The organism is Ruegeria sp. K7, from assembly GCF_056531785.1.
In genome coordinates this window covers 136,158-149,069 of record NZ_JBQFMJ010000001.1, presented here as the reverse complement: position 1 = coordinate 149,069, position 12,912 = coordinate 136,158, and the positions used below count along the sequence as shown (strand labels likewise).

Genomic DNA, 12,912 nt, shown 5'->3' with positions numbered 1-12,912 from the left:
ATAAGCTAGGCCGAGTTTCTGTTTCTGGCAAGTTTTCAGTTCGTTACCGACTTTTCGCCTGTTCATAAGCTGTCAGAGCTCGTTTTCGACCGTCCGCCAATTCTACAATCGGCGAAGGGTAAGGCGCGTCGGGTGTCAGCCCCCATGAATTGGGCGCAGCTTCAAAGTATGCCAGCGCGGTCTTCGGTGGATTATCCTGGATTTCCGCGATCCATCGTTGCCTGTAAACCGCATCCGGGTCGAATTTCTGTGCCTGCGTCTGCGGATTGAATATCCGAAAGAACGGCGCCGCATCCGGCCCCGAACCTGCGACCCATTGCCAACCCATCGCGTTACAGGCCGGATCCCAGTCGATCAGGCAATCCTCAAACCAGTTCATCCCGACTTTCCAGTGTGTCATGAGGTGTTTGGTCAGATAGCTTGCCACAACCATCCTCGCGCGGTTGTGCATCCGGCCTGTCACATACATCTGCCGAAGTCCGGCATCCACGATTGGAACGCCGGTTCTGGCCTGCTTCCACGCCATTACCGACGGGGCTTGGTCATCCTCAAACCAAGGAAATCCATCCCATTCGGGCCGCCAGTTGTTCGTCAGTAACCGAGGCGAGTGATACATCAGATGATACGCGAATTCCCGCCAGATCAATTGCCGCAGAAAGGCGTCGGTTCCGGGAATGCCCATCATCGAGGCGTTCTGAACGGCGTGCCACACCGTTCGCGGCCCAATCTCGCCCAGTGACAGATATTCGGACAGGTTCGAGGTGCCGTCTACATCCAAACAATCGCGTCGTTCCTGATACCGTGCGATCCGATCCAGGAACTCTAGCAGGCAATCATTGGCGGACCTTTCACCAGGTTGCACATACGGTCGAACGACCCGGCTTCCTCGGTTCATCGCAGCGCCAAGGGACCAGTCGACCATATCCTCGGTTTCCGGCCAATTGTCAGGATTTTTCAGCCGTGATGGCGCGCCCTGCGGAACAGGTATCTCCTTCTCCCGCACCGCGCGCCACATCGGTGTGAAAACCTTAAAGGGTTGTCCGGATTTGGTTGCGACCTGCCACGGTTCAAACAGCAAATGTCCGTCGAACGACCTGGCATCAATACCGCCATCTGTCAGGGTTGCCTTGATACGGGTGTCACGGGCGATGGCATCCGGATCATAAGCGCGGGTCCAAAAAACCGATGCGGCCCCGGTCTCGGCTATCAGTTCTTGTAAAACGCTCAGCGCACTGCCGCGCCGAAGGATCAGGCGGCTACCGACGTCCCGAAGCCTGCTGGCGAACGCCTCGAGCCCCAGACCCAGGCGCCATTTGGGGGCTGCACCCAGACCGCGCACAAGGTCGTCAAATACGAAAACCGGAATGACGGGTCGGCCTGTCGCTGCGGCGGCGCAAAGCGCGGGATGGTCGGACAGGCGCAAGTCCCGGCGAAACCATAATAGTATTGGCGCATTGTCTTTCTGCATATCCGCCCCAAGTGTTTATTCGTATTACGAAATCAGGCGGAAATCGGATCACAAAACCTTGTCTAACGCATCCAGAAGCTGATCGACTTCCCGTTTCGAAGTGTAGTGCGTGAAACTGACACGCAATACGCCGTGTTCCGGCGCGACCCCCATCGCCTGAAGCGGGCGGACAGCGTAAAAGTCACCACCACCCGCCATAACACCATGATCGGAAAGGTCACGGGCAACGGATTCCGCTTCACGGTTCAGCGATATCGCAACCGTAGGTGCCCGCATCGAAGCGTTCGCCGGGCCAATCAGGCGAACCGTGTTGCGGTCCTTTACCGCATCCAGCAACGGCTGAAGTAGGTCCATTTCATGTGCGCGCATCAGGTCGTGAACAAATTCACCGCGCGCACTTGCATCGGTGTCAGGCCCGCCGTGGTGATCGCACAGAAGGTCGACATAGTCGGCCATGCCCGCGCTTGCAGCGATCTGCGCATGATCCGGCCCTGCCGGGGTAAAGCGTTTGTACAAAACATCACCGTTGAAGAAATGCGCCTGGTTCGGAAGCATTTCCCCAAGCGTGCGGCGAATGACCATGCATCCCTGATGAGGACCATAAGTCTTGTAAGCCGAAAACAGATAGATATCCGGCCCCAGTTCTCCAACATTAGGAAAACCATGCGGCGCGTAAGAGACGCCATCGACGCAAACAAATGCACCTGCGGCATGGGCGATGGCGGTGATTTCCGTGACAGGGTTGATCTCGCCCACAACGTTCGAGCAATGCGGGAAACAGATCAGCCGCACCTTTTCATCCAGAAGGTCTTCCAGATCCTGTGGGTTCAGGGAACCGGTGTCCAGATCAATTTTCCATTCGCGGATTTCGATCCGGTCGTCGGCAAGGCGCCTCCAAGGTCCGGAGTTCGCTTCGTGGTCCTGATTGGTAACAACAATCGCCTCACCCGGCTTCATCCACTGCCGAAACGCCTGCGCCAGGACATATGTATTCTGCGTGGTGGACGGACCAAAACTCAGCTCATCTGTGTCAACGCCCAGAATGGCGGCCATGCGGGCGCGCGCCTCATCCATTTCCTCGCCCGCCAGGCGGCTGGCCTCGAAAGGTGCATAGGGCTGAACCTTGCGCTGCCTGTAGAACCGCGTCAGCCTGTCGATGACCGGTTTGCATGTATAAGACCCGCCAGCGTTTTCAAAAAACGCCTTCCCCTGAAGGCCGGGTTCAGAAAAGGCCGGGAATTGTGCCCGAACAAAATCGATATCCAGTTTGGTCATGGCTCGCTACTTTCTCGTCATGCTGCGCATCAGGGGCAAGGTGCCCGGGCATGATCCCGGATCCCTCAGAAATCATGGCAGGTCTTCCAGCCCAGCCGCAAACCTTATCATGAAAACAGGGAAGTGCAGGCAGATCTTCAGTCGGGACGTTCCCAAACGAAGATCCCGGATAATTAGCCAGCCGCATTCGCGTTGGTCAACCGGAACGTGAAGGGAAAAGACACCCGTCCAACTTCGCTACCTCGGTCAGGACTTCATCGGATCTCAAGCTCATCAGAGATTTGCTGCCGATATTCTTGATTATGCAAGCGAGGCGAGCGTCCTGCAAAAGCAGCGGTTTCATTTCAATGAACAGAACCGCAAATCGGACAAAAAAGGCAAACAGGCCGGGGATTTGAACCGGCCCGATTTTTGACATTCAGCAGATTGTCAGCCCTGAACCTTGGTATAAGTTCCCTCACCGGCAAGAATGCCGCGGAAACCGCCAGGTTCGTCCAATCCAAACACGATCAAAGGAAGGTTGTTGTCGCGCGCCAATGCAATGGCCGAGGCATCCATGACCCGCAGGCGTTTTGCCAGAACATCGTCATAACTAACGGTGTCATAGCGCTGTGCGTCGGCGTGAACCTTGGGATCCTTGTCATAAACACCGTCGACACCGTTTTTGCCCATGAAGATGGCTTCGCACGCCATTTCGTTAGCCCGCAGCGTGGCTGCCGTATCCGTTGTAAAATAGGGGTTTCCGGTTCCGGCAGCAAAAATGCAGACCCGTTTCTTTTCGAGATGTCGCACGGCGCGGCGGCGAATATAGGGTTCGCACACCTCGTCCATCCGGATGGCGGAAATAACCCGCGTAAATACACCCACCTCCTCAAGCGCGGACTGCATGCCCAGTGCGTTCATGACGGTGGCAAGCATTCCCATGTAATCCGCCGTCGTACGCTCCATCCCTTGCGCCGAACCGCTAAGGCCCCGAAAAATGTTGCCCCCGCCGATAACCATACAGATCTCGACGCCCAGATCGTGCACGGACTTAACCTCCTGCGCGATGCGCTGAACGGTGGGCGGATGCAGGCCGAACCCCTGATCCCCCATCAGCGCTTCGCCCGATATTTTCAGCATCACGCGCTTGTATTTTGTCTTGGGGGTTTCGGTTGTCTCGGTCGAAGGGGATTGGTTCATGTTGCGCTCCGGGCTGGCACAGGTTTAATTCCGGCGCAAAATGAAGCAAAAGCACCTCAGGTTCAATGCGGAACGTTAGGAATAAGGCAGTCCAGATGGCCAACGCAATCTCATCGCGGTTTTGGGACATGTTGCCCCCCGTTCCGGATGACAAGCCCGTTCTGATCGCGGGGCCCACGGCGTCCGGAAAATCAGCGCTTGCTTTACAGATTGCCGAAAAGTTCGGTGGTGTCATCGTCAATGCCGATGCAAGCCAGGTTTACGATTGCTGGCGGGTGATTTCAGCGCGCCCCTCGGTCGAGGAAGAAGCCCGCGCGCCACATCGTCTTTACGGGCACATACCATTTGACCAGATCTATTCGGCAGGACACTGGCTGCGCGAGGTCAAACCCCTTTTGAACTCAGCTGAGCGTCCCATAATTGTGGGCGGCACCGGGCTGTACTTTTCAGCACTGACTGAAGGAATGGCCGAAATTCCCGCGACGCCACCTGAAGTGCGGGCGCAAGCGGATAAAATGGAACTGCCCGCTCTGATCGCAGGTATCGATCCCGACACTTTGGACAAGCTGGACATCAACAACCGCGCCCGCGTTCAGCGCGCGTGGGAAGTAAAGACCGCGACCGGCCGCAGTTTGTCGCAGTGGCAGGCGGACACCCCGCCCCCGGTTCTTGCCTTGTCTGATACCGTTCCCATTGTTCTTGACGTCGACAAAAACTGGCTGCTGGACCGTATCATTCGTCGCTTTGATCTCATGCTGGAAACAGGGGCCTTGGACGAGGTTAAAGCGATGCTGGATCGGTATGATCCGACCCTGCCGGCCTGCAAGGCCATCGGTGTCCCGGAACTGGTTGCCTACCTCGATGGCCGCATGGCTATGGATCAGGCCCGGGAACGCGCCACGATCTCCACTCGGCAGTTTGCCAAGCGTCAGCGCACGTGGTTCAGGGCCAGGATGGGAAAGTGGAATCCCGTAGACTTCTCAAAACGATACTAAACATTCCTAACTGAGTGCCGGATACTCTGGCACATCTTGAATATGTTGCTTCACGGCCTGCCAAATCTCGCCGGTCGCGAACGACTTTGTGTACGAATGTATTCATTTCCAAAAGCTCCATCACGCCGCGACTCGCCCGGATGAACGGGGCGCATATGTCGTTTTTGTACTCTGTATGCCGATTTCGAACATTGACGTAATCCGAATTCTGGTGCGGAATACATTCATGGGGAATGTGAGAATCCAAAAAAGAAGACCCAATTGCTCGTTGAATGCGACCGGCCGGTCTGCCTTATTCCGAGCACACTAAATCGACAAATGTACCACAGGGAGACATCTTGATGAAAAATCGTACCATGACCGGGGCACCAGTTCACTGGGCGGCAGAGATGCACGCGCAGGAATACCGTGACGGCAAGCTGAGCCGCCGCGAGTTCCTGACCCGCGCCACGGGGCTGGGTGTTACGGCTGCTGCGGCATACGGCATGATCGGCCTGGCAGCTCCGGCGCGCGCCGCTGGTGAAGATGCCAAACAGGAAGGCGGAACTATCCGTGTTCAGACCGAGGTTCGCGCCCTGAAAGACCCGCGCACCTATGACTGGTCGCAAATCGGCAACTACAGCCGCGGTACTCTTGAGTATCTGGTCGAGTATAACTCGGACGGTACATTCCGGGGTATGCTGCTGGAAGGTTGGGAAATCAACGACGACGCGACAGAATATACCCTCAAGGTTCGTCCGGGTGTGAAGTGGAACAATGGCGACGACTTCACGGCCGACGATGTAGCGTTCAACATTGCGCGCTGGTGCGACAAGTCCTCGGAAACCAACTCGATGGCGGGTCGCTTTGCAACGCTGGTCGATGAAGGGACGGGTCAGGCGATCGAAGGTGGCATCGAGGTCGTGGACCCGACGACCGTAAAGCTAAACCTGCCCAAATCCGACATTTCGCTGATTGCGGGCATGTCTGACTATCCGGCAGCGATCGTTCACCAGTCCTTCAGCGAAAATGACCTGCTGAACAACGTGGGCACCGGTCCGTATCTGATGAGCGAACTGGAAGTCGGCGTCAAAGGTGTTCTTGTCCGCAACGAGGAACATACCTGGTGGGGCGAGGAAGTTTTCGGCCGTCCGGCGCTCGACCGTATCGAATACATTGACTACGGCACCGACCCGTCTGCGTGGCTGGCGGCTCTGGAATCTGACGAAGTCGACATGCTGTACGAGTCGGTTGGTGAATTCATCGACGTCATGGACGGCCTCGGCTACGTGAAATCCGAAGTTATCACCATGGCTTCGATTGTAATCCGTCCGAACCAGCTGGCCGAAGTTGACGGCAAGCAACCCTATGCGGACAAGCGTGTGCGCCAGGCTCTTCAGATGGCCGTGGATAACTCGGTCTGTCTGGAACTGGGCTATGGCGGCCGTGGCACAACTGCCGAGAACCATCACGTCGGTCCGATCCACCCGGAATACCCTGAACTGCCACCGCAGAAGGTTGACCCGGAAGGTGCGCGCAAGCTGATGGAAGAGGCCGGTATGGCCGATTTCGAGCACGAGCTGATCTCGATCGACGACGATTGGCGCCGCAACACGACAGACGCCGTGGCTGCGCAGCTTCGCGATGCGGGCATCAACGTCAAACGGACCGTTCTGCCGGGCAACACGTTCTGGAACGACTGGGTGAAGTATCCCTACAGCTCGACCAACTGGAACCACCGTCCACTGGGTGTTCAGATCTGGGCGCTGGCCTACAAATCGGGCGAAGCCTGGAACGAATTCGGCTGGTCCAATCCTGACTTCGACGCGATCCTCGACGAAGCGCTTGCCATCGCGGATGCGGACAAACGCCGCGAGGTCGCTGCACGTGGCGCCGCGCTGATCCAGGAAGAAGGTGTGACGATCCAGCCATACTGGCGCGCACTCTACCGTCACATGAAGGACGGGTTGGTGGGCACCGACATGCACGTGTCGTTCGAACACCACCACTACAAGTGGGGTTGGGCAGCCTAAACACTGCCGACTGCAAACCGGGGGCGCCTGATCGGGGCGCCCCTTTCCAGCCGCAGACTAGCCGACACGGGGTCGGATGTCCGAGGCCAGATAATGGTCCAATGATCTGCGGAACACCTGAACAACGGGGCCATCATGGGACTTTTCATCCTCCGTCGGTCAGGCGTGATGCTGCTTACAGCTTTGTGTCTGACATTCGTGGTCTTCTTTCTGACCAATCTTTACCCGAATCTTGAAAAACTGGCCAAGACACAGGGCAACCAGCGGATGTCGGACGAGCAGGTGGAAGCCTGGCTTGAAAACCGCGGCTACAGAGAGCCGATGCTGATCAAATACGGCCAATGGCTGGGTGTTGCCCCCGGGTTCACCAACACGCTGGCGGACGGACAGTTTGTCGGCACCTGTGTACGCCCTGGAACGACCCCGGAAACGACGCCCAGCTATTGCGGCGTTCTGCAGGGTGAATGGGGCTATTCGACCGTATTCAAGGACGACGTCGGCAGCATTGTCGCCAAGCGTCTGGGTAATACCGGGTATCTGATGTTCTGGGTTCTGGTCCTGATGGTTCCTTCGGCACTGTTGGTCGGTGTACTGGCGGGGATGCGGGAAGGATCGGCGCTGGACCGTTCCCTGTCGACATTTTCGATCATCACGACAGCGACACCTGAATATGTGTCCGGTGTTATCTTCATCGCGATCTTCACCTCGTCCACGGTCGGCCTGAAATGGTTCAAGGGCACGGCAACACAGGCGATGGACAACCCGACATTCGAGAACTTCTTTCTGCCGGTTCTGACCATTGCCCTTTACGGGATGGGATATATCGCCCGGATGACCCGCGCCTCGATGACCGAGGTGATGACCGCTCAATACATCCGGACCGCCCGTCTGAAAGGGGTATCGTTCGGCAATATCGTGATGAAACACGCATTGCGCAACGCACTGATCGCGCCGTTCACCGTCATCATGCTGCAGTTCCCATGGCTGCTGAATGGTGTCGTGATCGTCGAGACCCTGTTCAACTACAAGGGTTTCGGTTGGGCGCTGGTGCAAGCCGCGGGCAACAACGACATTCAGCTGTTGCTGGCAATCTCGGTCGTGTCGGTCTTCGTGGTGCTGATCACGCAGCTGATCTCGGATATCGGCTATGTGTACCTCAACCCGCGCATCCGCATTTCGTAAGGGAGATAGAACATGGAACCTCTAAGCTGGACCGGCTCTATCGCCTTTCTGAATCCCCTGCTGATGATCGCGATTGCGGTACTGGTATTGTCGATCCTGGTCTGGATTCTGGCCAGTATCGTCCTGCCCGAAGCCCAGGTGAGCGTCAATCCGGATGGCACGCTCAGCTCGGCCGGCGGGGTGCGTGGGCTGATACAGTCGTCATTGCGCCTTAGTTTTCTGGCCTCAGTCGGCCTGGTGCTTGCCTATATCGTGCTGGGCATCCTGTTCGGAACCGGTGCCGGTATCATCGGGGCCATCTCGCAACAATTCCTGCCTGTCTGGGTGTCACTGATCATACTTTACGCCATGTCGATCGCCTTCAAGCGGCGGCTGGGTCTGTACGGCAAACTGTACGACAGCCCAATCGGCATGATCGGTTTTGGCCTTGTCATGTTCTGGGTCTTTACCGGGATCTTCGGAGCGATGGACCTGATCGTGACGCACGACCCGCTGGCGCAAGTCTCGGGTATGAAGAACAAGGTCCCCGGCACTCCGCTGCCAAACCTGGAGGAAGGCGAATTCGCCTGGTATCTGCTGGGTGGAGACAATCTTGCGCGCGATGTGTTCAGCCGGATGGTCAAGGGCGCCTGGATCGTTGTGCAGATCGCACCACTGGCCACCATGTTTGCATTCATGGTCGGGATCACGTTGGGTCTGCCGGCCGGTTACTATGGCGGACGGCTGGACACGTTTCTGTCGTTCCTCGCCAACCTGATCCTGGCCTTCCCCGTGATCCTGCTGTTCTATCTGCTGGTCACTCCGGAGATCGTCGCGACAGGTGTGCCGAACTACATGGCGGCCGTCCTGTTCCTGTTCCCGATCCTGTTCCTTGGGGTGCTGCTGAACTCGCGCTATTACACGCGGCCAAAATTCCGAACGCCACTTCTGATCGGAGTATTGGGCGTTGCGATCTGGATGTACCTGTCGCTGATTTCGACAGGCGGTTACGTGATCAACACCGATGACTATCGCATCTGGGGCCTGCCGACTTATCTGGATCTGTTCGATATTCCGGGCGGTATTCTGGTCGTGTTCGTTTCGGTGGTCTTTGTGAACTCACCAACCGTGTTCCGTATCGTCCGTGGCCTCGCGCTGGACATCAAGACACGCGACTATGTTGCGGCGGCGCAAACCCGGGGTGAAGGTCCCTGGTACATCATGCTATGGGAAATCCTGCCAAACGCGCGCGGCCCGCTGATCGTCGATTTCTGTCTTCGTATCGGCTATACCACCATCCTTCTGGGAACGTTGGGTTTCTTCGGATTGGGTTTGCCGCCTGAAAGCCCGGACTGGGGTTCGACGATCAACGAGGGGCGCAAGCTGTTGTCGATCTATCTGCACCCGGCCCTTCCGCCCGCACTTGCGCTCTTGTCACTGGTTCTTGGTTTGAACCTGCTGGCAGATGGTTTGCGCGAAGAAAGTCTGAAGGACTGATGTGATCGAGGCCGGGGGCCCTGCCCCCGGACCCCCGGAGTATTTTCGAAAAGTTGAAGATGGTCGCTTGAACAGCTTCATCAGGGAGTAGGAAACGATGAACAAACTGGCGGAATATGACGGCCCGATCCTGGAGATCGACAAGCTGTCGATTTCATTCTTTACCCGCCTGCGGGAAATACCCGCCGTAATGGATTTCTCGGTCAGTGTGCAGCCAGGCGAGGCTGTGGGGCTGGTGGGTGAGTCCGGATGCGGGAAATCGACCGTTGCGCTGGGTGTCATGCAGGACCTGGGGAAGAACGGGCGTGTCGTCGGTGGTACGATCAAGTTCAAAGGCCGCGATTTATCCCAGATGACCACTGAGGAATTGCGCGACATTCGCGGCAACGAGATCGCGATGATCTATCAGGAGCCGATGGCCTCGCTGAACCCGGCAATGAAGATCGGCAAGCAGCTGATGGAAGTGCCGATGATCCACGAGGGTGTGGGCGCTGAAGAGGCCTATGCCCGTGCGCTGGAGGTGGTCACCGATGTGCGCCTCCCCGACCCCGAGCGGATGTTGAACTCATTCCCGCACCAGTTGTCGGGCGGTCAGCAACAGCGGATCGTGATCGCCATGGCGCTGATGTCGAAACCGGCACTGCTGATTCTTGACGAGCCGACGACCGCACTGGACGTGACGGTCGAGGCGGCGGTCGTCGAACTGGTCAAGGATCTGGGCAAGAAATACGGCACCTCGATGTTGTTTATCTCGCACAACCTCGGTCTGGTTCTGGAAACCTGCGACCGGCTGTGCGTGATGTATTCGGGTGAGGCTGTCGAGCGCGGTTCGATCAAGGATGTGTTCGACGAGATGCAGCACCCCTATACGCAGGCGTTGTTCCGGTCGATACCGCTGCCGGGGGCGGACAAGAATTCGCGCCCGCTGGTCGCCATTCCCGGGAATTTCCCCTTGCCCCATGAGCGGCCTCCGGGATGCAACTTTGGTCCGCGCTGCGATTATTTCGAGGAAGGGCGCTGTGATGCGCAGGACATCCTGATGCAGGCGGTGCCCGGCAATGACCGGCACCACACGCGCTGTCTGAAATTTCAGGAGATCGACTGGAACGCCCCGATCACTGTGGGCGAACAGAAGGAAAAGGCCGAGATCGGCCGAACCGTTCTCAAGATGGACAACCTCAAGAAGTACTACGAGGTTGCGGCGAACGCCTTGTTCGGTGGCGGCGAGAAGAAGGTGGTGAAAGCCAACGAAACGCTGAGTTTCGAGGCGCATGAATCCGAAACGCTGGCCATTGTGGGTGAATCCGGTTGCGGCAAATCCACCTTTGCCAAGGTCCTTATGGGGCTTGAAACGGCAACCGACGGTCAGATTCTTCTGGATAACCGCAATATCGAACAGGTCCCGATCGAGGAACGTGACGCCAAGACCGTTGGTGAAGTTCAGATGGTGTTCCAGAACCCGTTTGATACGCTGAACCCCTCGATGACGGTGGGGCGTCAGATCATTCGCGCTTTGGAGATCTTTGGCGTCGGCAACTCCGAGGCAGAGCGCAAGAAGCGGATGCTGGAACTGCTGGATCTGGTGAAACTGCCCCGCGCCTTCGCCGACCGTATGCCGCGTCAGTTGTCGGGTGGCCAGAAGCAACGGGTCGGTATTGCCCGTGCCTTTGCCGGTGACGCGCGCATCGTTGTGGCGGACGAGCCCGTTTCCGCGCTTGATGTGTCGGTGCAGGCTGCCGTGACCGATCTGTTGATGGAAATTCAGCGCAAACAGAAAACGACGCTGCTGTTCATCAGTCACGATCTGTCGATCGTGCGCTATCTCAGCGACCGTGTGATGGTGATGTATCTGGGCCATGTGGTCGAACTTGGGACCACAGATCAGGTCTTTGCGCCACCATATCATCCATATACCGAAGCCCTGCTGAGCGCGGTGCCCATCGCGGATACGTCGATCCAAAAGGAGCACATCGTTCTGGAAGGCGATATTCCATCGGCCATGAACCCGCCGCCGGGATGCCCGTTCCAGACCCGCTGTCGGTGGAAGTCACAGGTGCCGGATGGACTGTGCGAGCAACGCGTCCCGCCTGTTCAGACACTGGCGGACGGTCATCAGGTCAAATGTCATTTGGCCGAGGATATCCTTGCCCGAATGGAGCCGGTCATCAAGATTGCCGCAGAATAGGCAACGTGAATCTATTGACAAAGGCCGGTCGTCAGACCGGCCTTTGCTTTTTTGCGCCGCATATTTTTGGACGGCGCCCGGGATATGTTGTGAGTGGTAGCCCCGGTCAGAATTGTGCTCACCCGGTCAGGACGTTGTTTCCGAAATGCATGAATTCCTGATCCATGCCTGCGACCTCGCCGGCCTCCAGTTTCAGACCGGCACTGTCGAGCATCGTATGGCTCTTTTGCGCCTTCACCCATTCATCTGCGGACTGCAACGTTGTCAGCGTGTATGACGTCACTTCGTTCAGGTAATGGGTCGGGATGATTACCTTGGGTTTCAGCCCGGCCACGATATCATTGCCCTGATCATAACTGAGGATGTGCTGGGATCCGTCCACCGGCAGGGTGAGAACATCCACCTGCCCGATGGCATCCCAGAATTCCTGCGGCGGATTGTGGCGGTTGTCGCCCCAGATCAGGGTGCGGATCCCGCCGGTTTCGACGAGGTAGACGACCATGTCCATGTGGCCGACATTGTTCGGCGGGCAGGCCTCGGCTCCGAATTCCGCCAGCGCATTGGTCCAGTCATACCAGCCCGGCGCAACGCAGGCATGCTTGTCCGCAAACCCGGTAATCTTGAGATCGGCAAATTCAAAGTTTCCCACCATCCTGTCCAGCACCATGGTCGAACTCGGCCGTTCGATCGCATCATGATCGAAATGCGCGTGGGTCGACATGGTTATGTCCACGGATATCTGCGGAAACTCATTGCGGAACCAAAGACCCCATGCACCGGACGGATCGTCACGCCACGGGTCGAACAGAACCGTCGCCCCGTTTGGCGATGTGATCTTGATTGCGCAGTGACCGTAATAATCAATCCCCACAGCGCCGGTCGAAGCCTGACCGGTCGAGCCCTGCAGGTCGATGACGTGGTTGTTGTTCCCGGGCTGAAGCCAGGCTTGCGATTGCGCCTGTACCGGCGATCCGGCAACCAGAGACACCCCTGCCCCCACACCTGCCGCACCAGCAGCCAGAAAGAATGATCGGCGCGACAGGCCGGGTGCCAGTGTGTCCCGTGATCCATTCATGATTGTTGGCTTCAGATCCTTGCGATCCATGTGTTGACCTCCGTGTTGGTTAGGTGCGGTAC

General features: G+C 57.5%; 9 protein-coding genes. 5 read left to right on the top strand and 4 right to left on the bottom strand.

Going from position 1 to position 12,912, the window contains the following annotated elements; translation table 11 throughout:
- Positions 1 to 43 precede the first annotated feature (43 nt).
- The 3 genes from ACR0FE_RS00675 to pyrH form a co-directional block, all read right to left on the bottom strand.
- On the bottom strand, positions 44 to 1,468 hold the full coding sequence (locus tag ACR0FE_RS00675) for a cryptochrome/photolyase family protein (RefSeq protein WP_480910261.1): 1,425 nt from the start codon (positions 1,466 to 1,468) through the stop codon (positions 44 to 46).
- A 48-nt stretch (positions 1,469 to 1,516) separates the two neighbouring features.
- Positions 1,517 to 2,743, bottom strand: coding sequence for an aminotransferase class V-fold PLP-dependent enzyme (locus ACR0FE_RS00670; protein ID WP_480910259.1), 1,227 nt, complete (start codon positions 2,741 to 2,743; stop codon positions 1,517 to 1,519).
- 429 nt (positions 2,744 to 3,172) lie between these two features.
- The gene (gene pyrH, locus ACR0FE_RS00665) at positions 3,173 to 3,925 is read right to left on the bottom strand and encodes a UMP kinase (RefSeq protein ID WP_480910257.1); all 753 of its coding nucleotides are present in this window, start codon (positions 3,923 to 3,925) and stop codon (positions 3,173 to 3,175) included.
- Between the two features lie 128 nt (positions 3,926 to 4,053).
- Here pyrH and miaA point away from each other — a divergent pair, with 128 nt between their 5' ends.
- The 5 genes from miaA to ACR0FE_RS00640 all read left to right on the top strand — a co-directional run bounded on the left by miaA (position 4,054) and on the right by ACR0FE_RS00640 (position 11,775).
- Positions 4,054 to 4,920, top strand: coding sequence for a tRNA (adenosine(37)-N6)-dimethylallyltransferase MiaA (gene miaA, locus ACR0FE_RS00660; RefSeq protein ID WP_480910255.1), 867 nt, complete (start codon positions 4,054 to 4,056; stop codon positions 4,918 to 4,920).
- A 341-nt stretch (positions 4,921 to 5,261) separates the two neighbouring features.
- Positions 5,262 to 6,932, top strand: coding sequence for an ABC transporter substrate-binding protein (locus ACR0FE_RS00655; protein ID WP_170806228.1), 1,671 nt, complete (start codon positions 5,262 to 5,264; stop codon positions 6,930 to 6,932).
- Between the two features lie 135 nt (positions 6,933 to 7,067).
- The gene (locus ACR0FE_RS00650; protein WP_170676800.1) at positions 7,068 to 8,114 is read left to right on the top strand and encodes an ABC transporter permease; all 1,047 of its coding nucleotides are present in this window, start codon (positions 7,068 to 7,070) and stop codon (positions 8,112 to 8,114) included.
- A gap of 12 nt (positions 8,115 to 8,126) precedes the next feature.
- The gene (locus tag ACR0FE_RS00645) at positions 8,127 to 9,590 is read left to right on the top strand and encodes an ABC transporter permease (protein ID WP_170616345.1); all 1,464 of its coding nucleotides are present in this window, start codon (positions 8,127 to 8,129) and stop codon (positions 9,588 to 9,590) included.
- A 97-nt stretch (positions 9,591 to 9,687) separates the two neighbouring features.
- Positions 9,688 to 11,775 carry a dipeptide ABC transporter ATP-binding protein gene (locus tag ACR0FE_RS00640; protein ID WP_480440213.1) on the top strand — a complete coding sequence of 696 codons (2,088 nt, stop codon included), beginning with the start codon at positions 9,688 to 9,690 and terminating at the stop codon, positions 11,773 to 11,775.
- 118 nt (positions 11,776 to 11,893) lie between these two features.
- Here the strand turns inward: ACR0FE_RS00640 and ACR0FE_RS00635 are convergent, their stop codons facing one another.
- Positions 11,894 to 12,880, bottom strand: a complete 987-nt coding sequence (locus tag ACR0FE_RS00635) for an MBL fold metallo-hydrolase (RefSeq protein WP_170616341.1) — start codon at positions 12,878 to 12,880, stop codon at positions 11,894 to 11,896.
- Between the last annotated feature and the right edge of the window lie 32 nt (positions 12,881 to 12,912).

Bases quoted from the DNA above. Each gene is read 5' to 3' on its own strand.
- ACR0FE_RS00645 (WP_170616345.1), top strand. From the start codon at position 8,127: ATGGAACCTCTAAGCTGGACCGGCTCTATCGCCTTTCTGAATCCCCTG.
- pyrH (WP_480910257.1), bottom strand. From the start codon at position 3,925: ATGAACCAATCCCCTTCGACCGAGACAACCGAAACCCCCAAGACAAAA.
- miaA (WP_480910255.1), top strand. From the start codon at position 4,054: ATGTTGCCCCCCGTTCCGGATGACAAGCCCGTTCTGATCGCGGGGCCC.
- ACR0FE_RS00635 (WP_170616341.1), bottom strand. From the start codon at position 12,880: ATGGATCGCAAGGATCTGAAGCCAACAATCATGAATGGATCACGGGAC.
- ACR0FE_RS00650 (WP_170676800.1), top strand. From the start codon at position 7,068: ATGGGACTTTTCATCCTCCGTCGGTCAGGCGTGATGCTGCTTACAGCT.
- ACR0FE_RS00670 (WP_480910259.1), bottom strand. From the start codon at position 2,743: ATGACCAAACTGGATATCGATTTTGTTCGGGCACAATTCCCGGCCTTT.
- ACR0FE_RS00655 (WP_170806228.1), top strand. From the start codon at position 5,262: ATGAAAAATCGTACCATGACCGGGGCACCAGTTCACTGGGCGGCAGAG.
- ACR0FE_RS00640 (WP_480440213.1), top strand. From the start codon at position 9,688: ATGAACAAACTGGCGGAATATGACGGCCCGATCCTGGAGATCGACAAG.
- ACR0FE_RS00675 (WP_480910261.1), bottom strand. From the start codon at position 1,468: ATGCAGAAAGACAATGCGCCAATACTATTATGGTTTCGCCGGGACTTG.